Origin of the sequence: Aliidiomarina halalkaliphila (assembly GCF_007096385.1) — a bacterium.
Classification (GTDB): Bacteria; Pseudomonadota; Gammaproteobacteria; order Enterobacterales; family Alteromonadaceae; genus Aliidiomarina; species Aliidiomarina halalkaliphila.
In genome coordinates this window covers 305435-330459 of sequence record NZ_VJWL01000001.1, presented here as the reverse complement: position 1 = coordinate 330459, position 25025 = coordinate 305435, and the positions used below count along the sequence as shown (strand labels likewise).

25 protein-coding genes and 1 riboswitch are annotated in these 25025 nt (G+C 49.9%); of the genes, 9 read left to right on the top strand and 16 right to left on the bottom strand.

Translation table 11 applies throughout. The annotated features are described in order from the left end of the window. Nucleotides 1-24: 24 nt before the first annotated feature. The 8 genes from rseP to rpsB form a co-directional block, all read right to left on the bottom strand. Entirely contained in the window at nucleotides 25-1368 is a 1344-nt protein-coding gene (gene rseP, locus FM042_RS01545; RefSeq protein ID WP_143233998.1) for a sigma E protease regulator RseP, read from the bottom strand. Between the two features lie 3 nt (nucleotides 1369-1371). After that, the gene (ispC, locus tag FM042_RS01540; RefSeq protein ID WP_143233997.1) at nucleotides 1372-2610 is read right to left on the bottom strand and encodes a 1-deoxy-D-xylulose-5-phosphate reductoisomerase; all 1239 of its coding nucleotides are present in this window, start codon (nucleotides 2608-2610) and stop codon (nucleotides 1372-1374) included. After that, nucleotides 2611-3474 (bottom strand): phosphatidate cytidylyltransferase, encoded by an 864-nt coding sequence (locus tag FM042_RS01535; RefSeq protein ID WP_143233996.1) that lies wholly within the window; start codon nucleotides 3472-3474, stop codon nucleotides 2611-2613. Nucleotides 3475-3476: 2 nt separating this feature from the next. After that, nucleotides 3477-4253 carry a polyprenyl diphosphate synthase gene (gene uppS, locus FM042_RS01530; RefSeq protein WP_143233995.1) on the bottom strand — a complete coding sequence of 259 codons (777 nt, stop codon included), beginning with the start codon at nucleotides 4251-4253 and terminating at the stop codon, nucleotides 3477-3479. Nucleotides 4254-4332: 79 nt separating this feature from the next. Continuing rightward, nucleotides 4333-4890, bottom strand: a complete 558-nt coding sequence (frr, locus tag FM042_RS01525) for a ribosome recycling factor (RefSeq protein ID WP_143233994.1) — start codon at nucleotides 4888-4890, stop codon at nucleotides 4333-4335. A gap of 20 nt (nucleotides 4891-4910) precedes the next feature. Further along, the gene (gene pyrH / locus FM042_RS01520; RefSeq protein ID WP_143233993.1) at nucleotides 4911-5654 is read right to left on the bottom strand and encodes a UMP kinase; all 744 of its coding nucleotides are present in this window, start codon (nucleotides 5652-5654) and stop codon (nucleotides 4911-4913) included. A gap of 108 nt (nucleotides 5655-5762) precedes the next feature. Further along, a complete protein-coding gene (tsf, locus tag FM042_RS01515) occupies nucleotides 5763-6641 on the bottom strand; it encodes a translation elongation factor Ts (RefSeq protein WP_143233992.1) in 879 nt (292 codons plus the stop codon). Between the two features lie 98 nt (nucleotides 6642-6739). Then, the gene (gene rpsB / locus FM042_RS01510; protein WP_143233991.1) at nucleotides 6740-7489 is read right to left on the bottom strand and encodes a 30S ribosomal protein S2; all 750 of its coding nucleotides are present in this window, start codon (nucleotides 7487-7489) and stop codon (nucleotides 6740-6742) included. A gap of 380 nt (nucleotides 7490-7869) precedes the next feature. On the opposite strand from rpsB, the gene map reads away from it, so the two are divergent. Genes map through dapD form a run of 3 tightly spaced genes read left to right on the top strand, consistent with a single transcriptional unit; the run spans nucleotide 7870 to nucleotide 12106 of the window. Beyond that, nucleotides 7870-8655 carry a type I methionyl aminopeptidase gene (map, locus tag FM042_RS01505; protein WP_143233990.1) on the top strand — a complete coding sequence of 262 codons (786 nt, stop codon included), beginning with the start codon at nucleotides 7870-7872 and terminating at the stop codon, nucleotides 8653-8655. Then, the gene (gene glnD, locus FM042_RS01500; RefSeq protein WP_143233989.1) at nucleotides 8652-11255 is read left to right on the top strand and encodes a [protein-PII] uridylyltransferase; all 2604 of its coding nucleotides are present in this window, start codon (nucleotides 8652-8654) and stop codon (nucleotides 11253-11255) included. Before map ends, glnD begins: the two co-directional genes overlap by 4 nt. 23 nt (nucleotides 11256-11278) lie before the next feature. Further along, nucleotides 11279-12106: a 2,3,4,5-tetrahydropyridine-2,6-dicarboxylate N-succinyltransferase gene (dapD, locus tag FM042_RS01495; protein ID WP_143233988.1), complete on the top strand. Its 828-nt coding sequence runs from the start codon at nucleotides 11279-11281 to the stop codon at nucleotides 12104-12106. Between the two features lie 40 nt (nucleotides 12107-12146). Here dapD and truC read toward each other — a convergent pair whose 3' ends face one another. Both truC and FM042_RS01485 read right to left on the bottom strand, forming a co-directional pair. Beyond that, on the bottom strand, nucleotides 12147-12953 hold the full coding sequence (gene truC / locus FM042_RS01490; protein ID WP_221931487.1) for a tRNA pseudouridine(65) synthase TruC: 807 nt from the start codon (nucleotides 12951-12953) through the stop codon (nucleotides 12147-12149). Next, nucleotides 12940-13320, bottom strand: coding sequence for a YqcC family protein (locus FM042_RS01485; protein WP_143233987.1), 381 nt, complete (start codon nucleotides 13318-13320; stop codon nucleotides 12940-12942). Before FM042_RS01485 ends, truC begins: the two co-directional genes overlap by 14 nt. Nucleotides 13321-13426: 106 nt before the next feature. Here FM042_RS01485 and FM042_RS01480 point away from each other — a divergent pair, with 106 nt between their 5' ends. Together FM042_RS01480 and FM042_RS01475 are read left to right on the top strand one after the other, a co-directional pair. Beyond that, nucleotides 13427-14521, top strand: coding sequence for a DUF3549 family protein (locus FM042_RS01480; RefSeq protein WP_143233986.1), 1095 nt, complete (start codon nucleotides 13427-13429; stop codon nucleotides 14519-14521). Continuing rightward, entirely contained in the window at nucleotides 14518-15114 is a 597-nt protein-coding gene (locus FM042_RS01475; protein ID WP_143233985.1) for a DUF3301 domain-containing protein, read from the top strand. The genes FM042_RS01480 and FM042_RS01475 overlap by 4 nt, the downstream gene beginning before the upstream one ends. Before the next feature lie 49 nt (nucleotides 15115-15163). Here the strand turns inward: FM042_RS01475 and lysC are convergent, their stop codons facing one another. The 3 genes from lysC to syd all read right to left on the bottom strand — a co-directional run bounded on the left by lysC (nucleotide 15164) and on the right by syd (nucleotide 18217). Further along, on the bottom strand, nucleotides 15164-16558 hold the full coding sequence (gene lysC / locus FM042_RS01470) for a lysine-sensitive aspartokinase 3 (RefSeq protein ID WP_143233984.1): 1395 nt from the start codon (nucleotides 16556-16558) through the stop codon (nucleotides 15164-15166). Between the two features lie 68 nt (nucleotides 16559-16626). Beyond that, a riboswitch (Lysine riboswitch) is annotated at nucleotides 16627-16804 on the bottom strand. A gap of 124 nt (nucleotides 16805-16928) precedes the next feature. Beyond that, nucleotides 16929-17591 (bottom strand): GNAT family N-acetyltransferase, encoded by a 663-nt coding sequence (locus FM042_RS01465; protein ID WP_232366318.1) that lies wholly within the window; start codon nucleotides 17589-17591, stop codon nucleotides 16929-16931. A gap of 68 nt (nucleotides 17592-17659) precedes the next feature. After that, nucleotides 17660-18217: a SecY-interacting protein gene (gene syd, locus FM042_RS01460; RefSeq protein WP_143233983.1), complete on the bottom strand. Its 558-nt coding sequence runs from the start codon at nucleotides 18215-18217 to the stop codon at nucleotides 17660-17662. A 59-nt stretch (nucleotides 18218-18276) separates the two neighbouring features. Between syd and queF the strand changes: the two genes are divergently transcribed. The 4 genes from queF to FM042_RS01440 all read left to right on the top strand — a co-directional run bounded on the left by queF (nucleotide 18277) and on the right by FM042_RS01440 (nucleotide 22303). Continuing rightward, nucleotides 18277-19146 (top strand): NADPH-dependent 7-cyano-7-deazaguanine reductase QueF, encoded by an 870-nt coding sequence (queF, locus tag FM042_RS01455; RefSeq protein WP_143233982.1) that lies wholly within the window; start codon nucleotides 18277-18279, stop codon nucleotides 19144-19146. Between the two features lie 178 nt (nucleotides 19147-19324). Further along, nucleotides 19325-20683: a nucleotide 5'-monophosphate nucleosidase PpnN gene (gene ppnN, locus FM042_RS01450; RefSeq protein ID WP_143233981.1), complete on the top strand. Its 1359-nt coding sequence runs from the start codon at nucleotides 19325-19327 to the stop codon at nucleotides 20681-20683. Between the two features lie 2 nt (nucleotides 20684-20685). After that, complete coding sequence (locus FM042_RS01445) at nucleotides 20686-21057, top strand: DUF3192 domain-containing protein (RefSeq protein WP_143233980.1); 372 nt, start codon at nucleotides 20686-20688, stop codon at nucleotides 21055-21057. 241 nt (nucleotides 21058-21298) lie between these two features. Further along, nucleotides 21299-22303 carry an isocitrate dehydrogenase gene (locus tag FM042_RS01440; protein WP_143233979.1) on the top strand — a complete coding sequence of 335 codons (1005 nt, stop codon included), beginning with the start codon at nucleotides 21299-21301 and terminating at the stop codon, nucleotides 22301-22303. Nucleotides 22304-22385: 82 nt separating this feature from the next. Here the strand turns inward: FM042_RS01440 and rlmM are convergent, their stop codons facing one another. The 3 genes from rlmM to FM042_RS01425 are packed head-to-tail and all read right to left on the bottom strand — an operon-like array spanning nucleotide 22386 to nucleotide 24996. Then, nucleotides 22386-23456 carry a 23S rRNA (cytidine(2498)-2'-O)-methyltransferase RlmM gene (rlmM, locus tag FM042_RS01435; protein WP_269902482.1) on the bottom strand — a complete coding sequence of 357 codons (1071 nt, stop codon included), beginning with the start codon at nucleotides 23454-23456 and terminating at the stop codon, nucleotides 22386-22388. Nucleotides 23457-23466: 10 nt separating this feature from the next. Continuing rightward, nucleotides 23467-24057 (bottom strand): alpha/beta family hydrolase, encoded by a 591-nt coding sequence (locus FM042_RS01430; protein WP_143233977.1) that lies wholly within the window; start codon nucleotides 24055-24057, stop codon nucleotides 23467-23469. Between the two features lie 15 nt (nucleotides 24058-24072). Continuing rightward, on the bottom strand, nucleotides 24073-24996 hold the full coding sequence (locus tag FM042_RS01425) for a transcriptional regulator GcvA (RefSeq protein ID WP_143233976.1): 924 nt from the start codon (nucleotides 24994-24996) through the stop codon (nucleotides 24073-24075). Nucleotides 24997-25025: the final 29 nt, after the last annotated feature.

Genomic DNA, 25025 nt, shown 5'->3' with positions numbered 1-25025 from the left:
ACGTCTTATTGTTAGATAATTTTTTCACGAGAAGAGTCTGCCAAGATCATTAAACAATGTCACGCTTAGTAACACCATCAGTAGCAGCAACCCAGCTCGAAAACTCACTTCCTGAACCCGCTCAGATACTGGTTTTCCGCGGATCCATTCGATTACGTAAAATACTAAATGCCCACCATCGAGCATTGGAATCGGCAACAAGTTCAGAATTCCCAGGCTCACACTAATTAACGCGAGAAAACTGAGAAAATAAACCAACCCATAACTTGCATGGGCTCCTGCTCCTTGAGCGATACCTACGGGGCCACTTAAGTTCTTCACAGACACATTGCCTGTCACTAACTTACCCACCATATTCACAGTGAGCCCCATTAAGTTCCATGTCCGCGCAACGCCCCCTTGCAGCGCTTCGATGGGTCCATATTGCAAGGTAAAACGATATTCTTCGGGATAGGCTTCCACTTCTGGCACAATACCCAAGTAGCCACGCCCGTCTATCTCGCCTACTAGCACGTCGAGTGTGCGCACATTCCCGTTTCTTTCTACCTGAAACGTAACGCGCTCACCTGCGTGGTCAGCAATAAAGCTCCTTATTTGTTCCCAATTGGCGCTTTGAGTTCCATCAAATCCAATTATTTTATCGCCAACCCGCAAATCACTGCGTCCAGCCGGTGAATCAGGGTCGATCTGGGCAATGGTTGAGCGAATCTGCGGACGATAAACATCCAAACCGAGACTGCCAATCGTGGACTCCCGATCAGGATCAAACTGCCAATCCTGTAACGACACTGGAACATCACGGCGCACACCGCTAGGTTCCATCACCGTAAATACGGTCGCCTCAGATCCCATTCGGCGCACTAGTGCTAAATTGACGTCCTGCCAGTCTTGCACCCGACGCTGATCAATCGCCACAATCTCACTGCCCGGCTGAATACCCGCTTGCGCGGCAATACTTTCTGGCGCCACGGCGCCGATAATCGGCTTTACCGCGGGCATTCCAATCATCAGCATCAACCATAAGGCGGCTATGGCGAAGATAAAGTTCGCGACAGGACCTGCCAGTACAATCGCAAAGCGTTGCTTTACCGGCTTTGCCCGGAAGCTCCCCGCCATTTCTTGTTCTGTCACCGGATCAACTTCATGATCCAGCATCCGCACATATCCACCTAGTGGAATCGCCGCCACTTGGTATTGGGTGCCATCTTTGCCATGCCATTTAAATAGCGGTTTACCAAAGCCAATTGAAAAGGTTACCACCTTCACACCACAGCGTCGGGCCACCCAGAAGTGACCAAACTCGTGGAAGGTCACCACCAATCCTAGAGCAACAATAAATGCACCAATCGACCACAAAAACTGTTCCATCGATTAAAACCTCGACATTTGTTGCATTGCTACAGCACGTGCTTCTTCATCACATGCCAAAATTTCATCCAAACTCTGTACTTTTGGCAATGCCAAGCCGTCGAGCACCTGCTGACAGATCTTGGCAATATCGCCGAATTGTATTTTTTCTTGCAGAAACGCTGCCACAGCCACTTCATTGGCTGCATTTAAACTGGTGGTTGCTGCCTGCCCGGCCCAACACGCATCTATAGCCAACTGCAGGCATGGATAACGCGCGGCGTCTGGGGCATTGAATGTAAGCGCCCCCATAGCGGCGAAATCTAAAGGTGCTACCCCACTGGCGATACGCTCAGGAAAACTTAAACAATGGGCGATAGGCGTGCGCATATCGGGTTGTCCCATTTGCGCCAACACTGAGCCATCTACATATTGTACCATCGAATGAATCACGCTTTGTGGATGAATCACAACGTTTAACTCGTTCGGTTGGCAATTGAACAGCCAGCGCGCCTCAATATACTCCAAGCCTTTGTTCAACATAGTGGCTGAGTCGACGGAAATTTTTTGTCCCATGGACCAATTAGGATGTTTACAAGCGGCCTGCGGCGTTTGTGCCGCCAATTCGGACAGTGGCGTTTCGCGAAATGGCCCACCGGAACCGGTGAGCAGGATTTGACTAACACCATGATCGGCAAGACTTACTCGCCCTGCCCCTTGCTGTACTGCAAACGGCAACGCTTGGAAGATAGCATTGTGCTCGCTGTCTACCGGTAATAATTGGGCCCCAGACTGGTGTACAGCATCCATAAACAGCTGACCACTCATGACCAGCGCTTCTTTATTCGCTAGCAATACCCGTTTGCCAGCGTGCACCGCCGCTAATGTGGGCAGTAATCCCGCAGCGCCAACGATAGCGGCCATCACCGTATCCACGTCATCTGCAGCGGCAACCGCACACAATGCGTCGGTTCCGGTACTGACCTGAATAGAGAGCTGGGCGTTCTTGACTCGTTGTTGAAGCGCCTGTGCGGCTTGCCCATCACTCATCACCACCACTTGAGGACGATGCTGTTCACACAAAGCGAACATAGCATCCACGTTACTGTGTGCGGTTAAGGCATATACAGAGAAAGCTTCAGGGTGCGCTGCAATCACCGCTAAAGTACTGGCGCCAATGGAGCCCGTCGCACCCAATATAGTGAGTGTTTGTGGGCGTTGGGTGCAGTCCGAAGGCGGTTTTTCTACAGCAGCAGGTGACATTTATACTACCAACCACAGATAGCCGATCAGGAACACAGGCAAGGCTGAGGTTAAGGAATCGATGCGATCCAAAATACCGCCGTGACCAGGCAATATGGATCCACTGTCCTTTACGCCAGCACACCGCTTAAACATGCTTTCGTTTAAATCACCGAATACCGAAATCAATACGGTAATCAGGCCCACGGCGAAATAACCCAAGAGTAACTCACGCTCAACAGGCAACGCCCAAGCAACTATCGCCATAACGAGCAAGGCTAACGCAACCCCACCGTATAATCCTTCGAGGGTTTTACCCGGACTAACATGGGGCATCAGTTTGCGTTTACCAAACCGTTTACCGGCAAAGTACGCTCCAATATCGGCAGCCCAAACCAGCCCCAGCACGAAGAGTAATGTCCATGCACCGAATAGCGGGTTCGCATCGTAATGCATCGACCGGATGGATAACGCTGCGGCCCATGTAGGCACGAGAATCAAAAAGCCAAAAACGCCAACGAAAATACGGCTATTTATCCATAGCCGTTGACTGCGGGGGAAGTTAAATACAAGGAGCGTGGCGGCAAGCCACCATAAGCCACCCACCAAACTCACATAGTAAAGCACCGCGTGAAGGCGGCCACCGTGCCATAGGTCGTCGAAGGCCACCAGCCACCACACCGCCGCAATCGCGATACCAATAAGCGCTGTGTAAGCCAGTCGTCCCCAGAAGTGGCACACTTTCATAAGTGGTGACCATTCCCAAGCAGCAAGCAACAACACGAGCAAAACCGCCAGCGCAAACCATTCTATCGGAAGGGCAAAGATAATCCCGAAAGCCAAAGGCAATAAAACAATGGCGGTGATAATTCGTTGTTTAAGCAAAATTAATCCTCTTGCAAAGCACCTGCACCAGCTAATTGTTGTATTTGTGCGCTAGTGAGGCCAAATCTACGTTCCCGTCGCACATAAGAGTCAATAGCTTCGGCAAACGTCATTTCATCAAAGTCTGGCCAGAGTACATCGGTGAAGTACAATTCCGCATAGGCCAATTGCCATAGCAAAAAGTTACTAATCCGTACTTCTCCCCCGGTGCGAATCAGTAAATCCGGCTCAGGGCCTGAGGCCAAACTCAGATGTTCCGAAATCAATGTTTCGGTTATTTCGCTTGCGATCAATTGCCCTTCGGCAACCTTTGTCGCAAGCTGTTGGGTCGCCTGAGTAATATCCCAGCGCCCGCCATAATTTGCTGCAATGTTAAGTGTCAGAGCGGTGTTATGTGCCGTCGCTTCTTCTGCTTCGCGAATACGCTTTTGCAACCGCTTATTAAAGCGACTTACATCTCCGATAATTCGCAAACGTATGTCGTTAGCAGCCAATTCAGGAATCTCTCGTTTTAAGACACTCATAAAGAGTTCCATCAGTACGTTCACTTCCTGAGCAGGGCGATTCCAGTTCTCACTGCTGAAGGCGAATAGAGTAAGCGCTTCGATACCATTTCGTCGAGCAAAAGTAATCGCGCGCCGAACCGCTTCAGCGCCTGCTCGATGCCCATGCGTTCGTCGCTTCCCCTGTTTTTCAGCCCAACGGCCATTGCCATCCATGATAATAGCCACGTGCCGCGGAAGACGAATCGCTAGCTGTTCTTTCTCTATCCCTGTCATGCTACATCCACAAAAAATAAACGCCGCGCAAGTATACCCGACACGGCGTTATCCTCCAACGAGGCGCGTTAATGAGTGCTTAAACTTCCATCAATTCCGCTTCTTTAGAAGCAAGCAGCTCATCAATTTTTTTCACAGCCTCATCCGTTAACTTCTGAATACTATCTTGTGCGCGACGATCATCGTCTTCAGTAATCTCTTTCTCTTTCAGAAGCTCTTTAATATCACTGTTGGCATCACGGCGAATATTGCGTACAGCCACACGGCCTTGCTCAGCTTCCGCGCGCACAACTTTCACTAAATCTTTGCGACGTTCTTCAGTCAGCGCAGGTAATGGTACGCGAATCACATTGCCAGCGGCGGCTGGGTTCAATCCTAAGTCTGAGGTCAAGATTGCTTTTTCCACAGCGCCTGACGAACTCTTATCAAACACGGTGATACTCAGTGTGCGCGAATCTTCAATGGTAATGTTCGCCAACTGCTTTAACGGCGTATCTGTACCATAATAAGGAACCATCACCCCATCCAGCAAGCTTGGGTGCGCACGTCCCGTGCGGATTTTTGACATTTGTGCGGCTAGCGCATCAATGCTCTTCTTCATGCGGTCTTTCGCATCAGCGATTATCTCGTCGATCACTGTGAGTTCCTCTTTCTTAATTATTCAGTGGTGTTATTCACGTGGGTGATAAGTGTACCTTCATCTTCACCCATAATCACGGCTTTCAATGCACCTGGCTTATTCATATTAAATACCCGAATTGGTAATGAATGGTCACGCGCCAAGGTAAATGCAGCTAAATCCATGACTTTTAATTCATTTTTTAGCACATCATCGTAATCTAGTAGATCATATTTCGTGGCTTCAGGATTTTTTACGGGATCCGCACTATACACGCCGTCCACCTTCGTGGCTTTGAGCACCACATCGGCTTCAATCTCGATTCCGCGCAAGCATGCGGCAGAGTCTGTGGTAAAGAATGGATTGCCTGTGCCCGCAGAGAAAATCACCACGCGCCCCGACTTCAGTAAACTTATGGCTTCCGCCCAGTTGTAACTATCGCATACACCGGCGAGTTCAATCGCCGACATTAAGCGTGCGTTCACATAGGTACGATGCAGCGCATCGCGCATGGCAAGACCATTCATCACCGTCGCTAGCATGCCCATGTGGTCGCCCACAACACGATTCATACCCGCTTTCGCCAAGCCTTCTCCACGAAACAGGTTCCCGCCGCCAATCACGATGCCAACCTGAATGCCGAGTTCTAGAATTTCTTTGATTTCCTGTGCCATGCGGTCTAGTACTTTGGCGTCGATACCAAAGGGCTCGTCTCCCATGAGCGCTTCACCGCTGAGCTTAAGTAAAATGCGTCGATAACTGGGTTTCGGATTTGTACTCATTTCTCTGGCTTCCTGTTTTCAGGTCAAAAAAAACCGCGCCTGCTGTGCCAGCAAAGCGCGGTCTCGATTTAGGTGGTACTCGTTGTAGGCGTAAAGGCCACAGTAAAATTAACCTTTCTTCGCCGCAGCAACCTGAGCTTGAACTTCCGCTGCGAAATCTTCAGACTTCTTCTCGATACCTTCACCCACTTCAAAGCGAACGAAAGTAATCACATCTGCACCGGCTTCTTTCAAAAGCTCGCCTACTGATTTTGATGGGTCTTTCACGAATGGCTGACCCGTCAGGCTGATTTCGCCAGTGAATTTCTTCATCCGACCTTCAACCATTTTTTCAGCGATTTCTTTTGGCTTACCTGATTGCATTGCGATATCGATTTGAATATCACGCTCTTTTGCAATCACATCAGCAGCAACGTCTTCAGGTTTTACGAATTGCGGGTTGCTCGCTGCAACGTGCATCGCGATATCTTTACCCAACTCTTCATTGCCGCCAGTAAGCAACACTAATACACCGATGCGGCCGCCGTGCACATAAGATGCAGCAACGTCACCACCCTCGATGGTCATCACACGGCGTACTGCCATGTTCTCACCGATCTTGGCAACCAAGGTAGAACGTACTTCTTCAACCGTTCCGCCATCGATTTGGGTATTGTTCAGCTTTTCAACGTCAGTTTCTTTGTTTGCAAATGCGGCATTGACGATTTGCTCACCCATCGCTAAGAAGCTAGCGTCACGGGCTACGAAATCAGTTTCGCAATTCAACTCAACCAAGGTACCTACGTTACCTGCAGTTTTTACTAAGATCACACCTTCAGCAGCGATACGGCCTGCTTTTTTAGCAGCCTTCGCTTGTCCGCTTTTACGCATGTTCTCAATCGCCAACTCGATGTCGCCATTTGCTTCTTCGAGTGCTTTCTTACAATCCATCATGCCTGCGCCAGTACGCTCACGCAGTTCTTTAACCATTGCGGCTGTAATTGCCATGATTCGATCCTCTGTGTTCAGGATTCATGTCTGGCTCGAGTCAATTCGAGCCCCGCGAAATACTTGAAAAAACGGCCTGTATTCAGGCCGTTTCAATCTTACTCGGCGTCGCTTGCTTGTTCAGCAGCTTCAACGAAGTCATCAGCTGGGCTGATTTCAGCGCCACCTTTTTGACGGCCTTCGTTAATCGCAGTTGCAGCAGCAGTGAGATACAGCTGGATTGCACGGATTGCGTCGTCGTTACCAGGTACGATGTAGTCAACACCATCCGGTGAAGAGTTCGTATCAACCACGGCAACTACTGGGATACCCAGATTGTTCGCTTCTTTGATCGCGATGTGCTCGTGATCCGCGTCGATCACAAACAATGCGTCTGGCAAACCGCCCATGTTCTTGATACCACCAAGGCTCTTCTCAAGCTTTTCCATTTCGCGCGAATGCATCAGCGCTTCTTTCTTGGTGAGCTTTTCGAAAGTGCCGTCTTGGCTTTGGGTCTCAAGCTCTTTCAAACGCTTGATTGACTGACGCACTGTTTTCCAGTTTGTCAGCATACCACCCAACCAACGGTGATTTACGTAATACTGGTTGCTTGCTTTTGCAGCCAAATCAACTTGCTCAGACGCTGCACGCTTGGTGCCGACAAACAAAATCTTGCCGCCATTTGATGCAGTGTGCTGTAAGAAATCCAGTGCTTTGTTAAACATAGGCACGGTTTCTTCAAGGTTGATGATATGGATTTTGTTGCGAGCACCAAAAATGAAAGGCTTCATTTTTGGATTCCAATAACGAGTTTGGTGACCGAAATGGACACCTGCTTTGAGCATGTCACGCATTGACACGTTTGCCATGATAGTTTCCTTTTTAAGGGGTTAGGCCTCCACATATCCCATGTTGCGACCCGCTTTCGCAGGCACCCCGCACGCATGTGTCGATATGTGTGTGTTATTTAAGTTTCGTTCGTTACTTGCTTCTAGCCTCAATAGACCCAGAACAAGCGGCGCGAATTATGCCACAGAGCAGGCCCGCACTGCAAGCATAAAGCCGTGAAAAAGCCGCCCGTACAGCGCCGTTGGGCCAGACCCATGCGCCAAATTTCCTACAGACTCGCTTTGGCCCTTTATTTCCTCTGAGAAACAAGAAAAAAATGAATAGTTATTAACGACCTGCACGATTAAACTGGTTTCTGATACACTACGCTCGATAAATGAACCAAAGCAGTAGGATAATCATGGCCGCGAAAATCAAAACCCCTGAAGAAATTGAGAAAATGCGTATCGCCGGAAAAATGGCCGCAGACGTGTTGGAAATGATCACGCCCCACGTGCAGGCGGGCATTACCACCGACGAGCTCAATACCATCTGTCATGATTATATTGTGGCGCAGGACGCCTACCCTGCTCCGCTCAACTATCACGGCTTTCCAAAGTCTATCTGTACCTCAGTGAACCATTGTGTATGTCACGGCATTCCAAACGATAAGCCCTTGAAAAACGGGGATATCGTCAATATCGATGTCACTGTACGCAAAGATGGTTATCACGGTGATACCAGCAAAATGTTTATCGTCGGGGAAGGATCTATTTTGGCTAACCGCTTAGTGAAAGTAACCCAAGAAGCGCTCTATCGTGCCATTCAGATGGTAAAACCAGGCGTGCGCTTGGGAGACATTGGTGCGGAAATTCAAAAATATGGCGAAAGTTTTGGCTATTCGATAGTGCGCGAATTTTGTGGCCACGGTATTGGCAATGAATTTCACGAAGAACCACAAGTGCTGCATTACGGTAAGCCTGGTACCGGTGAAACCTTGCAAGCAGGTATGTGCTTAACCATTGAGCCCATGATTAACGCCGGTAAGCGTCATACCAAGATTCTTGGCGACGGCTGGACAGTGCTCACCAAAGATCGCAGCCTCAGTGCGCAATGGGAACACACGCTGTTAGTCACCGATGATGGCGTAGAAGTACTCACATTACGTTCCGACGAAACCTTACCGCGGGTGATTTCCCATTCATGAGTTACCGTGCTGCTTGGCCCGACAGTCTATCTGATATGGCTGCCTGGCGGCAGCAACTGAAAGCATTCGACGATTGGTCTGCAGAACAGTTCGTAAGTGCCGACATTGAAAGCTTAGTGTCGGCCCGAGCCGACTTTATGGATTCCCTTGTGGGTGCTCTCTGGAACAAATTGGACTTTCCCGAACAAAAAATAGCCCTGCTTGCTGTCGGCGGCTATGGTCGCGCTGCCCTGCATCCGCACTCAGATATCGATCTTCTCTTCTTGGTCGCCGAAACGCCCGAGCCCGAGATAGCTGAAATGATTGGCCAGCTGACCACCCTACTCTGGGACCTTCGTTTACAAGTGGGTCATGCGGTGCGCACCATTGAAGAGTGTATCAATGAAGCCGCCAATGAAATTACCGTGGCCACCAGTTTAATCGAAAGTCGGCTACTCGTGGGCGATGCGGATTTAACCAGCGAGCTGGAACAAGAAGTATTTCATCAGTTTCCGTGGAATAGCCGGGATTTTTATCAGGCCAAAAAAGACGAGCAAATCGAGCGGCACCAGCACTTTCACGGCACCGCCTATAACCTAGAACCAAATATCAAAGCCTCTCCCGGGGGTTTGCGGGATATTCAAACCATCAGTTGGATCGCCAAACAGCATTTTAATACCCGCACCGACGAGAGCTTGGTTGAGTTCAATTACATCACCGCCGAAGAGTTTATTGAACTGAAAGAATGCACCCACTTTCTTTGGCGCGTGCGTTTCGCCCTGCACTTAGTGGCACGCAAGTGCGAAGACCGGCTGCTCTTCGATTACCAGCCCGATGTGGCGCAGCTACTGGGCTATGGCCAAGACGGCAAAGCCGCCGTTGAACGCATGATGAAGGACTACTTCAAAGTGGTGTTGCGGGTGGGTGAGCTCAACCGCATGCTTCTGCAGTTCTTCGAACAAGCGATTCTAGGCCCGATGGAGCTCATTGAGCCACAGCCATTAGACGCAGATTTTGCGCTTTCTGGGGTGCAAATCATGGCCCTGCATGACCAAGCCTTCAGTACGCCCAAGCAAATTATGCAGTTTTTCTGTTATGTGGCCGAGCATCCGCAGATTGAAAGCGTGCACTCCCACACCATTCGCTTATTACGCAATGCACGCAGAGATATCACCCAGCCTCTGTGCGAAGATGCCGGAGCGCGCGCCAAATTTCTATCGCTGATTACACACCCGCGTGGTTTTGGGCTTGCTTTTGAGCTGATGCATCGTTATGGCGTGATGGCTCGATATCTACCGGCTTGGGACCATATTGTTGGACAAATGCAGTTCGATCTATTTCATGCTTACACCGTCGACGAACATACCTATCGACTGGTGCGTAACCTATACCGATTTACGCTGCCAGAGACTGCCGAACGATTCCCCCTGTGCGTTGAACTGGTGGAGCACATGAAACATCCAGAATGGTTGTTTTTAGCAGGTATTTTTCACGATATAGCCAAGGGCCGCGGCGGCGACCATTCAGAGCTAGGTGCTGTAGATGCGCGCGCCTTCGGCGAGCAGCACGGATTACCGAAAGAAGGGATTGATCTCATCGCCTGGTTAGTGGAAAAGCATTTATTAATGTCGGTGACCGCGCAAAAGCGTGATATCTATGATCCCGATGTGATCGCGCGCTTCGCCGATGCCTGCCAAACCCGCACTCGGTTAGATTATCTCTATTGCTTAACGGTAGCGGATATTCGCGCCACTAACTCCAACCTTTGGAATAACTGGAAAGCGACCCTACTCGAAGAGCTTTATCGAGCCACCCGAGATGTGCTTGAAAAAGCCGACCGCAAAACCATCGATGTGCGCGAGCGCATGCTTGAAAATCGCCAAAATGCCATGGGATTATTGCTGAGTGCTGGTTTCCAAGTGGATGACATCACCCAACTTTGGGGCCGCTTTACCGCCGACTATTTCTTTCGCCATACGCCAGAACAAATTGCCTGGCATTCGCAACATATCATGCACGTTCAGGAGCATCAGCTCCCTTTGGTATTAATTGGTGACGAAAACAACAACGGTACGACTGAGCTGTTTATCTATCACACAGAAGAAAGTAACTTATTTGCGAAAGTGGCTGCGGTATTGGATAACGAACAACTCAGTATCCACGACGCGCAAATTCTGAATACCCGTGATGGCTATGTGATGGATACCTTTATCGTGCTGCAGCGGGACGGCCGCCCTCTTGCTGACGTGCAGCGCATTGAAGAAGTGCATCAACACCTGCACGACGTGCTCAGAAAGCGCAAAGAAGTACCGCGCGGATATCGCCCTTTGTCACGTCGGATGCGGAATTTCCAAGTACCCACCAAAGTGAAGTTTATTAACCTAAAGAATCAACGACGGACCACCTTTGAGCTTATTGCGCTGGATCGTCCTGGGCTCATCGCCCGCCTCGCTCATGTGCTACAACGCTTAGATATCAATCTGATGGCTGCAAAAATCACCACAGTTGGCGAGCAAGCTGAGGATTTGTTTATCGTTGCGTCGAATCAACAGGAAGCCCTGACAGAAAGCGAGCGAGACGCCCTGAAAAAAGCTATTATAGACGCCCTAGATGTTGAATAACTGAATTGAAAGAAGGAGTGCCCATGAGCACGTTGCAACAAACCATCGAAACCGCCTTTGAAAACCGTAATGACTTCAGCCCCAAGCAAGCGCCAGACAACGTTCGCAACGCGGTCGCTGAGGTTCTTGCTGGGCTAGATGCCGGCAGCTTGCGGGTGGCTGAAAAAATCGACGGGGCTTGGGTGGTTAATGAATGGGTCAAAAAGGCTGTATTGCTCTCATTCCGCTTGAATGACAACGTGATGATGGATGGCGCCGAAACGAAATTCTTTGATAAAGTCCCCAGCAAATATACCGACTACACCGAAGCGCAATTTATTGCCGATGGCGTGCGTATTGTTCCTCCTGCGATGGTGCGCCGTGGTGCTTTTGTAGGCAAAAATGTCGTGGTCATGCCGTCCTACGTAAATATCGGAGCGTACGTGGACAGCGGCAGTATGGTCGATACCTGGGCGACCGTTGGATCCTGTGCCCAAATCGGTAAAAACGTGCACCTTAGTGGCGGGGTCGGCATTGGCGGTGTACTCGAACCTTTGCAAGCAAACCCTACCATCATTGAAGACAACTGTTTTATCGGTGCCCGTTCAGAAATCGTCGAAGGGGTCATTGTTGAAGAAGGGTCTGTGATCTCAATGGGCGTATACATTGGTCAAAGCACCCGTATTTACGACCGCGAAACGGGCGAAATTCATTATGGTCGCGTACCTGCGGGTTCTGTTGTCGTTTCAGGCTCATTACCTGCCAAAGACGGTAGCCATTCTCTCTATGCTGCTGTGATCGTGAAAAAGGTAGATGCGAAAACCCGCGCAAAAGTAGGCATCAACGAGTTACTGCGCGGCGCCACAGAATAAATAAGCACCAATAAAATTACGACAAACAGCCAAAGCGTCGCTAGATACTTTGGCTGTTTTTGTTTGGTTCTTTAGATTGCTCCGTGAGCTCACCAGCGGTCTTGGATTCTATCTCGATTGCATCTTTCTGGAACGGAAGATAAAAATCAGAAGGCACTGGAACGTCGATATACACCATGCTGCCGGTTTCTGGATGAGGAAAACTTAACGAGGTGGCCGCGAGCAATAGGCGATGAATGCCAAAATGTTCGCGAAAGAAACGGTTATGCCGACCATCACCATGATTGGTATCCCCCACGATCGGATGGCGCAAATGCGCCATATGCCGCCGTAACTGGTGCTTACGTCCTGTTTTCGGCGACAGCTGTACCAATGAATAACGCGATGTTGCATGCCGTTTACTCACTGGGTAAGGCAGCTCTACCTGATCGATACGCAGAAAATCCGTGACTGCTTCTTGCGCGTCTTTGTTTTGGTCCGCCATTTTATCGGCTATTTTGTCCAGTTCTTCCTTTAGCGGGTAGTCCACCCGGCCATGGTCCGACACGAAGCCACGAACCACCGCATGATAGATTTTACGCGCCTCACGATCAGTAAAGATCGTCGTCATTTTGCGCGCAATCTCTGCAGATTTCGCAAATAGGAGAATGCCAGACGTGGGACGGTCTAATCGATGCACAGGGAACACGTGTTGATTGATATGATCGCGCAGAAGCTGCATGGCGAACCATTTCTCGCCCCGCGCCAAGGCCGATCGATGCACTAATAAACCCGCAGGCTTGTTAATGGCAACCAAGCTATCGTCTTCGTAGCAAATATCAATAATGGGCGCTTCAGTGGCGGTCATTATGTCCATCCAGCAGATTGTCTAGCGCTTTAAGCAACAAAATAATCTCTTTGTGTTCCCGCAGTTGACCACGCCATACTTCAATGGCCATTGGATGCACTGCGATACTATTCGGAAGCGGTTGCCGTTGTTCAATTCGCTGTTGTAGCGTTGGGATCATGATAAACTGCAACCATTGATAAAACGCTAAAGTATCAGAAGCAAATGGCGTGGTACTTTGCAGTTTTTCCAAAGGCGGCCGCTGGGTATCCCATAATGAACGTGCTTGCAAGGACGCTTTAAGCTCCTGAAGCAGGTGCATCGTTTGTTTGGATACTGAACCAAATGAAGGCGCGGGAGTGCCTGCTTTTTTTGAGGGTGTTACCATAAACTTGTGTTCTCAGAAGCTCTCGGGTACAACGGGCGTACAGTGCGGATAACCCATGCACTATGAATGAATTCAATCTCTACACACGAAAGTATAACGGAAAACCATGCAGTCTATCGACACTATCACCGATTTTCTTACCGCAGCGGGAACCGCCGCAGAAAAACAAGCTGGTACCCATACAGCACGTTATCGTATTTATGACCTAAGCAGACGGGTAAAAGAAATTCCCGTAGCAGACTTTGCGGCGATTGAACGTGATGAGCGTCCGTTTCCAGCGCCACGCTTACAACATGCATGGTTGGGAATCGTATTTTGGTCAGAGCAGCAACAAAACGACCCCTATATTTGGTTTGTAAAGCTGCCTCTCGACGAACGTACACTCTTTCAGCATGCAGCGCGTCAGCATTTTCTCAGTATTATTGTGGACGCCTTGGGACACGACCCTAGCGCCGTTCCCACGGCTGAACAGGAACAACGGTTACAAGAAAACCCCTACGTCTTTAAACCCGATGAGGCGCGCTTAGCGGCTTTTCACGCTTTAGTACGCCGTGATTTGGGTTTGCCGCCTTCAATTTATTTTGAGGACGCGCAATCATTTTTTAGTCAAGATGACAGCACCGTTGCATGGGAATCCTTGGGTGTTCAGGGAATTCATGATCTGATTGCTCGGCTTGGTCACCCTGATCAACCCGGACAGCAAGTATTGCATCGGCATCTATCTCAAGGTTTTCTCAGTTGGCCTGCTCCAATCCAACAAGCACTCACCGAGGCAATGGAACACCATTCGCTACCCGCCTCCTTGCAGAACAATTTACTCGCTCAGCTGGAAGGCATGATCGGAGATACCCTATCGGATCCTCATTTTGCCTTACTGCGTGCCACCTCAGCGCAAGCGCTCTCAAGTCGTTACCAGAAATTACTGATGCGACTGCTTAGCACCTATCCGAACGATACTGATCTCTTGTTGACTATCGGTGCACGTGCCTGGGAAGCGTTAATTGACTATGCCAATTTGGAACTATTTTTAGACCAGCTCGCACACGCGTCTGAGTCTATTTTTATTCAAGCCTTTCGCGATTTAGTGATGTTGCCGCAGTTGCGTCCATTGTTGCTTAGCATTTTACGTAAAGACGACTTAAGCCCCACGTTGCAGCAGGCCGTACAAACGCTGATAGCACACACACGGAGTGGTCAATGAACGTCAACTTGTTTGAACTTATTGTACTCCTTGGGCTCTTTTTGCTCGCCTATCTATTTTGGCAATGGCGCTTGCAAGAAGAGTTTGCGCGCCAACATGCAGAAGCCCTGTGTAAGCGTCATGACCTTCAGCTTTTAGATATTGCACGGGCCAGTGGCCGTCCGCGTTTTCGTCCGAAAACCGGCTGGGAGGCGTGTTTTGTGTTTGGTTTTAGCAGCGACATTCAATCCCGCTATGAAGGCCAGATTTGGCTGTTGAATCGCCATTTACGCGACTATCGCTTACCGACGTATCGGCAAGTTACTGAGCCTGACCCACAGGATTTAGCCAGTGCGCCTAACAGTGCAGATACCGCTCAAACGCAACCGACCCGCAGTCGCCATGAGCCCCCAGCGCAGCGTGTACGTGTGAGTTATGGCATACCCGCACCTAACCCAGAAGCAGTCAAACAGCGTCCGGTAACAACGCCCGTGGAGTCAATCGACGAACATCCTGATGACGACATCGTTGATGCAGTCTTTAAAACGCCAGACACCTCACCGATCCAGCCATTTGGCAACGCGCCCGGGAACACAGAGGATGGCGTCGGCTAAACCACCGCTCCAGTTTAAAACGTCACGTGCAGTGAGCCGACCCTCGAAATCACCCTTCTAAAAAGCCGCGATGCAAGGTTTGTAAGACCTCGCTCGCGTCGTCCTCTTGCACTAAAAAACACAGGTTATTTGGGCTCGCCCCATGACTCACCATGCGAATATTGCGAGCACCAATCATGCTAAACAAGCGGCTTGCCACTTCTGGCGTAGACGTGAGCTGGTGGCCAATCACAGCAATTAGCGCTAGCCCCTCTTCCACCGCCACATCGCAATGCTTTTCCAGCTCCGAAATTAACTGTGGGGTGACCAATCGACGACCAGAAGAGTGCGATCCAGTAGGGTCTAAGGTCAGCGCGACCGAGACTTCGGAGGTCGTAATTAAATCCACTGAGATGCGATGGCGCGCAAGAATGGCAAAGAGCTCCGCCAAAAAGCCGCGAGCATGTAACATATTCAAACTGCGCACCGTCAGCAGAGTTTGTCCTCGGCGTACACTCAATGCACGACAAACGGGCCGACTTTCTGTGTGATTTCGTATCCATGTACCGGCTTTTTCGGGCTCCCGTGTGCACCCTACAAATACCGGGATTTTACCCCGCTGTGCGGGCAGTAAGGTGGCAGGATGCAATATCTTCGCACCAAAGGTCGCCATTTCCGCTGCTTCAGCAAAGGTTAACTCCGGGATAGGTCGCGCTGTGGGTACTTGTCGCGGATCACAGGTATAAATACCGTCTACATCGGTCCATATCTCAAGCGCGGTGGCCTGCAGGGCTTCGGCAAACAATGCTGCGCTGTAATCGGATCCCCCACGCCCAAGCGTCGTGGTTCGCATCGCTGCATCGGCACCGATAAACCCTTGCGTTACAACCACGGCATCGTCTAGTTCAGGTTGCAAATATTCCGCCGCCAACATACCAATGCGCTTGGGGCGAGGTTCCGCATGACCAAAATGACTATCCGTACGAATCACCTGACACGCATCGAAATCAATGGCCCGCACCTCACGTTGACGCAGAAGCTCTGCCAACAACAAGCTTGAACAACGCTCTCCCATTGCGAGCAGTGCATCTGGCGTTCCGCCATCGCCCTTCTGTTCAGCGATTAGGGTACTGAATCGCGCCATATCTGCGAGGTAATCGCGCAGTTGTGCATTCACATCTGGGCTTGGCTGCAGTTCACGAGTAATACCATGCTGAATATGCATGATTTCAGTAAGTAAGCGTTCTCGCTCAGCGACATCTGTAATGCCTGCCGACAACGCCGCTAGACGATTTGTCACCCCAGCCGCGGCGCTAACCACAACGACACGGGTAGCAGGATTGTTCTCAATAATATGAGCGCAACGAGTCAATGCCGCGTAATCGGCTACGGATGTACCGCCAAATTTGGCAATAATCAGTGGGTTGGATTCTGTCGGGATACTGCTTGCTGGGTTTGTATTCATGCTCCGAACCTTGATTTGTTCGGAGAGTTCGGGAACGGAACAAAACCGGGAGTTTCCGATTAAGGCATCGCTCCAGAAGCTCTCCACCTGTTGATTAAGGTGACAGCCCCAGGGATTCAGCCCTGTAGACCGACCAAGTTGCGACCAGATCGCGCCTTGACCTCGGCGTTACTCCCCCTCCCTTGTATTCATCGGGCTCTGGTGCCCTCCTACAACGTACCTAGGTAACGCTCCTCTTCTGGTATGTATGACACTCGCAAAGTGGCGCATACATTAGGGGCCGAATTTCACAGGATTTTACAAGGGATGTCAACGGCACCGGGTTGCGACTGGCGAAATATTCACCACAGCAAAGAAAGCCGATAACCTTTTAATCATTACGCGTATGGAATAACAATTGCCCCCGTAAATCACCCACCTTAACATCACGCAATAAGGTATAGCCGCGTTGTTCAAAAAAGCGAGCGTATTGGGAGCGCGTTGCGTAAACCGCAATACCCGCTGACTCTATATCGTCCTCGAGAACGTTTTCGGCAGCGCGTACTAACAGCTCACCTAATCCGCGCTGTTGATAACGTGGATGCACCGCAATAAAAGACAGCATATGATAATCAGACACTGGCATTGCTTCCGCAATCACCCGTTCTTTCTCTAGCATGTGTCGCGTGCTCACCAAACCCGCCGTCAACAACATTCGCAAACGCCAGTGCCAGAATCGTTGTAAGGGGTTGCCCTTGCTTGCGCGGGTTAAACACACCACACCTTCGAGGGTATCACCGTCAAATAATCCATACATCGGTTGGCCTGCTTCGAAAAAAGCAGCGAGCTCTTCACGAATGGCCGCTCGTAAGCGCTGCTCATACCCCTCTTTTTGCGCTTGGAAAATCGCTTGAAACAGCGGATCGTCCGTATAGGCAGTGAGCAGCAGCGACGCTGCCGGCGCGAGGTGTTCGCTACCTAAATACTGCAACACACCCTGCGTGTCGGTGCCAGTCGGGTTGTCGATGTCTGTATCGTCCATCGTCGACGCCATATCAACTCTCTTCTGTATTGGATAATCTTTTCACAATAAACGAGGGCAAGACAAATGTCATGCCTGAATCACACGGCCCCATCCACAAATACCGGCGTTAACCGCTCCAGAAAAGATTCCATATCACCCGCCAAAATTTCATGCTGAGGTTGGCCTACATATTCGAGACCCACAGCCCCAGTTGTATTGTCGACTGTGAGCATTAAGTCGTCTTCATCGGTAATGCCGATAAACAAGGTGATCGGCTGCTCTAAGCGTTGCTTCATAAGCACGTGGCCAATCAGGTTTTTTTGTAAACGCTCCCCATCCTCAGGATGCAACACTTGCAGTAACACCAAAGGCTGCTCACGAAACTCAACATACATATCGCCTGCATAGAAAGTCCCATAAAAGGCTTTTACGCCTTCGTCTAACGAGAGCTCTAGTGCCTTTTCAACGTTATCAAAGTCTAAGCTTGGATCTTGCACCACGGCTTCCCAGCCAATATCCCCCGACTTCGGTTTCCCACGATAACATGGCGCATCCCAGCCACTAATATATTCAGTGGTCGGTAAAGCATCCCGTTTCTCGTAACACCTGGCGTAGCGCGCGTGCAGCGCCTCAAGCGCCATTTTCACTGCATTCATCTGGTCTCCAAAGGCGTTTCCTCATACAATAGAGGCATTCTACGCAGAGGATAGACGTAATGCCAGAAAACCCAGAAGCGCTCATGCAACACCTCTCTTTGGGCCAAGCAACAGAGTACCCAAGCGGGTACGACCCGCAATTGCTACAGCCCGTACCACGGCAGCTGAATCGCAGCCAAATTGGCCTCACTGATACCTCACTCCCCTTTGTGGGCCGTGATCTCTGGACCGGCTACGAATTGTCATGGCTTAAGCCCTCTGGTGTACCTGAAGTTGCGATCCTCGAAGTTGAAGTGCCAGCAACCAGCCCGAACTTGATTGAATCAAAATCATTCAAGCTCTATTTGAATGGATTTAACCAAAGTGTTTTTGCGAGTGATGAGGCCGTCGCTGAACAACTGCAAAAAGATTTATCGGTATGTGCGGGCAGCGCGGTTCAGGTGCGAATTTATAGACTCGATGAGTACAGTCAACGGGGTATTTCTCAGTGGCAAGGTGCATGTATCGATCAGCAAGAAGTTAACGCTAACTGCTATGATTACAATCCCAGCCTACTGAATAGCTTGTGTGACCCTCACGGGGAAATTGTCACTGAGCATTTGCATAGCCACCTCTTGAAATCGAATTGCTTAATTACCAATCAACCTGACTGGGGCTCGGTGTATATCGCTTATCAAGGTCCTAAAATGTGCCAAAAAACATTACTGCAATACATTATCTCATTTCGCAACCACAATGAGTTTCACGAGCAATGCGTCGAGCGTATATTTACCGATTTAATGCATTACGGGCATTGTCACTCACTTGTGGTTTCTGCCCGCTATACTCGCCGTGGCGGTCTGGATATCAATCCCCTGCGAAGCACTCATCAGCAACAGATTGTGGCTAACGAAGGTGAATTATTACAAGGGCGCTTAGTACGTCAGTGATTCAAACACGGTTTATGTTGATCGTTTACCTTGTTACTGCGTATTCTGACCTCAAGCAGATGCCGAAATGAGTAAGGTCTGATAGGCTAATACGCTCAGAATGATGAAGAAGAAGACACAAAATAAAACGGAAAAGATGAGCTCAGGGAATATGAGTACCAAGGAGAAATAAGAGAATATGAGAATTTCATTGTCACCTCAGGGCAGCATGTCGTTGCTCTCACAAATAGAGATCGATCGGTTACAGCAATCAACCGATAGCCCCCTGTATCGTTTATTCCGCAACTGTGTGTTAGCGGTACTGAACGTGGGAAGCCATACCGATAATAGCGCCGATATCTTTGACCAATTTACCGATTTTGAAGTCAATGTCATTCGCCGCGAGCGCGGAGTGAAGCTCGAATTAATCAATCCCCCACCGTCCGCCTTTGTCGACGGCGAACTGATTGTCGGTATTCGCGAACATGTCGAAGCCGTGCTCCGCGATATTCTATTTGTGGGAGAGAAGTATCCAGCCGACGTGCTCAACGCCATGAGCACACGCCATTTAACCCATGTGGTGTTTGATATTTTACGCAATGCTGGGGTCGTAAAACCTATTCAAGAACCTGACATGGTTGTGTGTTGGGGCGGGCATTCTATTTCTGAGGTGGAGTACAAATACACCAAGGTTGTAGGTTATGAGCTCGGTTTACGCGGTTTCAATGTGTGTACCGGCTGTGGTCCGGGTGCCATGAAAGGCCCCATGAAAGGGGCCACCATTGGCCATGCTAAGCAGCGGGTAAAAGATGCCCGTTACTTCGGACTCACCGAGCCTGGCATTATCGCTGCCGAGCCCCCGAATCCAATTGTGAACGAACTGGTGATCATGCCAGATATCGAAAAGCGCTTAGAAGCCTTCGTGCGCTGTGCCCACGCCATTATTATTTTCCCAGGTGGGGCAGGAACGGCCGAGGAGCTCTTGTATTTGTTGGGTATCTTGATGCACCCAGACAACCAGAGCCAGGTGCTGCCCGTGATTCTCACAGGCCCCAGCCATGCCAAAGCCTATTGGGAAAAAGTCGATCGCTTTTTGCAAAACACCCTCGGCGACGATGCGACCAAATACTATAAGATCATTGTTGATGATCCTGTGGCTGTGGCCCAACACGTGCAAACTGGAATGGCCGGTGTGAAGCGCTACCGCCAAGACAGTGGTGATGCCTATCATTTCAACTGGACGCTCTACATTGAAGAGCAATTTCAACAGCCATTTGAGCCCACACATGCAAATGTGGCCTCGTTGAATCTCAGCAAAAATCAGCCAAAAGAAAAACTAGCCGCGGATTTACGCCGAGCATTTTCGTCGATTGTCGCCGGTAACGTAAAAGAGCCAGGGTTACGTGAAATTCGTAAACATGGCCCCTATTTGATTCACGGCGACAAAGATCTTATGCATGAACTCGATGAACTGCTGGAAAGCTTCGTTCAACAGGATCGCATGAAACTTCCAGGTGGGACAAAATATCAACCGTGCTACCGAGTTGTGAAGGACTAAACGTGAAAAAAGGGTTTCTGATCATGATTGTCGGATTTGTCCTGTATGCCCTCGTATTTGTGGGCATGCAGCAATTCTATACGGCAAACCCAGAAACCATGACCTGGCGCGAGCGCGAAATTTTCAATCGCAAATATATTGGGCGGCTTAAAATCGGCACCCATCGTGATGAAGTTTTGCGCTTGCTCGGGCCTCCAGACATTAGTGAAGCACGAACCAATGAACGCGGTGATATCCTTATCTTGTTTTATCGCACACATCACGTGAAATCCGATGGGATGACAACCCGAGACGAAACCACACCCCTGCTGTTTGTGCATGACCTACTCTTTGCTTGGGGTGACACCGCCTATGAAGCGGAGTTTAGTCAGTAGCTCTCGCTTGCGCGCACAACATCACCACGCCCGGTGTAATGCCATAGGGGTACTTCCGTTAATTCGCCCCATCTATGCTGGCTATAAACCCCACGCGTAAGCTTCAGTGCGCTTCATCTGCTACTATAGTCGCAGGCGTTTTGCGTTGGTCTCCACTGGAGCACATAGCGGAAAAGTGGTATAAAAGCCCCCCAAATTACGAATCACGACATTCATCAAGTTGTACAGTAAGGGTTACTGAATGAGTCAAACGATTACGGTTATCCCGGGCGACGGTATCGGCCCGGATATTATTGAGTCTGCGCTGAAGATTATGGATAAAGCTGGCTGTGGCTTTACCTATGAGTTCGCCGATGCAGGTTTAGTCGCATTGGAGAAACACGGCGAGTTATTGCCTGCACAAACGCTAGAAGCGATCGAGCGCAATGGAATTACACTCAAGGGCCCTCTCACAACGCCAGTTGGTGGTGGCTTTACGTCCATTAATGTCACCTTGCGTAAGCATTTTGGCTTGTATGCCAATGTACGCCCAGTCAATTCATTCAAAGGCACGCAAGCCCGTTACGAGAACATTGATATCATTACTATTCGGGAAAACACCGAAGGAATGTATTCAGGACTGGGGCAGCGCACCGCTGATGACGGCAGCGAAGCGGAAGCCATGAGTAAGGTGACCCGCATTGGCTGTGAACGTATCGTTCGCTTTGCGTTCGAGCTAGCCAAGCGCGAGAACCGCAAGAAAGTGACGGCCGTGCACAAAGCCAATATCCTGAAAACCACTTCAGGCATGTTCCTTGCTGTCGCCCGAGAGGTCGCGAAAGACTACCCTGAAATCGCGTTCGAAGAAATGATCGTCGACGCAACCTGCATGAAGCTAGTGATGAGCCCAGAGATCTTTGATGTCATCGTCACGACTAACCTCTTTGGTGACATTCTATCGGATTTATGTGCTGGCTTAGTCGGTGGCTTGGGCATGGCACCAGGCGCGAACATTGGCGAGAAATGTGCGATTTTCGAAGCGGTTCATGGCTCTGCCCCAGATATCGCTGGCCAGAATTTGGCGAACCCAAGTTCAGTAATTTTGGCATCGATCCAAATGCTGGAGCATTTGGGTATGCATGAGCAAGCCCAGAGTATCCATAACGCATTACGGGATGTGATTGAATCTGGCGACCGCACGACCCGCGATCTTGGCGGCAAGCACGGCACCACTGATTTCACCCAAGCAATTCTCGATCGCCTGTAAGGTATTGCGCAATAAAAAAGACCACGCCTGCGTGGTCTTTTTTATGTTCCGCCTAGCCAGCATAAAAACTTAGTTTTTAAGCTTAGGTTTTAAGCTTACGTCGCAAATAGACTGTGACTTCTTCACGGTCATGATATAAGTGCTTGGCACTTAATTCGTATCCCCACACTTCCGCTTCATCTAAACGATCACGAATCGCTTGCAAATACTGTTGGACCGCCGCATAGCGCTTTTTCATAGGGAGTTTTAGGTTGAACATGGCATCGTGACACCACTCACCGATAAACCAGTCCGCCATAAGGTGGGCGACGCGCACCGGCTTCTCTACCATGTCACAGACTAACCAGCGTACGTTCTTCCGCTTGGGTAAAAACGAGAAACCATCTTCACGGTAATGATTCACTTGCCCAGAATCCATTAACCCTGCATCCATAGGGCCGTTATCCACCGCAGCGACCATCATATTGTGGTACACCAATACCGACGTCCAACCCCCAGGGCTTGCTCCTAAATCTACCGCCCGCATTCCGGGCTCCACCCGCTTTTCCAACTCGTGAGCAGGAATCATGACTTTAAAGCCTTCAGCTAATTTTGCAGCGGAACGCGACGGCGCCCCTTTCGGCGTGCGGATGCGGGGAATACCCATAGGATATGGAGCATGGTTATAGCTGTACGAATAACCTAGCATGACGGCGTGGGTACTACGGAAGAGCACATGCAGCACTGGACGATTTGCCACGTCCTCTTTGGTTAATAAACCCGCATCGCGCAACGCGTTCTCAAAGGGGTGGGCAATTTTCTTACACAATGGAGACAACGCCCGACCATCGTTGGTATCCGTGGTCTCTAACCACAAACGTCCGGCTAACTGACTGCCTGCAAAGGCTTCCACCATCGGACCAATGCGGTCATCCACTGGAAGATTGTTGAGTTCACCCACTTTAACAAACAGTTGGCGCGAAAAAATAAGCTCAGCCACCGGAATTTTACGGGCCAAATGATCGCCCTCTTCCGGCTTGCATTCAAAGATAACTAATCCGGAATTCGGTTGCGTTTTGCAATAGCCATATACGCCCAAGGCGCCGGCTCGCTCCTGAATTTCAGCGGCGCACTCACCTTCAAAGCCAGCTCGGCAATACAACACAACAGACATAATGCGTACTCTAATTTAATTGTTCTTGAATGAATTGATCGACCATATCCACCACCTGTTGCCACCCTTGTTCCGGACTTAGTCCAGTTCGCTTGGGGGCAACCAAATCATGATTTGCAGCGGCAAGCCATTGCACACGAACAAACGATGGCAATCTCTCGAGTTCGAGCCAGCTCTCGTTGCCAAAGGGGTCGCGACTGCCTTGAATAATAAGGCTAGGAACATGAGCGCAGGCAAGATCATCGAATCGATCCCGCTCCGGCTTCCCAGGTGGGTGAAAAGGAAACCCTAGCCCAATCATACCCGTTGCACCCAATTGTTCTGCCGTACGGGCCGCAACCCTTGCTCCCATAGACTTGCCCATCACAAATAGCGGTTGACCGGGGTCTCGGAGCGCTTGCACTGTCTCCACAAAATACTGATCCAATACGGGAGCGCGATCTGGAGGACGCTTTTTACCAGTTTGCAGCACCTTTTGCCAGTAAGGAAAGGCGATCCGCTGAACTTTATAGCCTTTTTCTTCCAATAGGCCACTAATGTGCTGCATAAAGTCACTTTCAGGGCCTGCGCCCGCACCATGGGCAAATACAATGTGAACCATATCTCTATTTGCTCTTTATGACTGCTGTGTATTTTGGTGTTCTGCACTTTCCTGTTCATCGCGCTTCACTTCCGCCAAAATCCAATCACGAAAACGCGCCACTTTCCCTACATCCGCTTGCGATTCTCGACACACCATATAAAAGGCTTCTGCTGTAGGTAATGCTTCTGGAAAAACCTGCACCAAATGACCGGAATCTAATTCCGGTTTGGCCAACACACTGTTCGCCAAGGCAACCCCTTGACCATGAACAGCCGCTTTCAATGCTAACGCCGAGTGAGAAAATACTGGACCGGTCTTTTTCACCGGAGGCTCTTCTTGTACACGCAAAAACCATTCCCGCCACGCATTTCGAGTTTCATCGTGAAGCAAGGTATGTTGTTTTAAGTCTGCAGGGGTCTTTAATGCTTTTGGGCCATTCAGCAGCAAAGGCGAACATACCGGAATGAGATATTCCTTGTGTAAACGATACGAGGTAACGCCAGGCCAAGTTCCCCGGCCGTAGTAAATCGCCACATCCACATGGTCGGTAAGTGAGCCAGTGATTTCATCCACGGCTTTAAGACGTACATCAACCTCTGGGTGGGCTTCATGAAACCGACTTAACCGAGGTACGAGCCATAAAATCGCAAATCCTGGGGGAACACAAACGGTTAGCGAGCCCTGCTCACTGGCCAGCATTATCTTGGAAGTTGCTAAGGTGAGCTGCTCGAACATTTGGCGAATATCAAGGTAATAGCCTTGGCCTGCTTCTGTGAGCAATAACGCGCGATTGCGACGAATAAACAAGGCAATGCCGAGGTACTCTTCAAGCGTTTTCACCTGATGAGAGACGGCAGCTTGAGTCACAAATAACTCTTCTGCAGCTTTCGTGAAGCTCAAGTGCCGAGCTGCTGCCTCAAAAGACTTCAATGCATTTAATGGGGGTAGTTTACGCATGCAGGCGCTCCGTGCGCGAATCGCTTTGG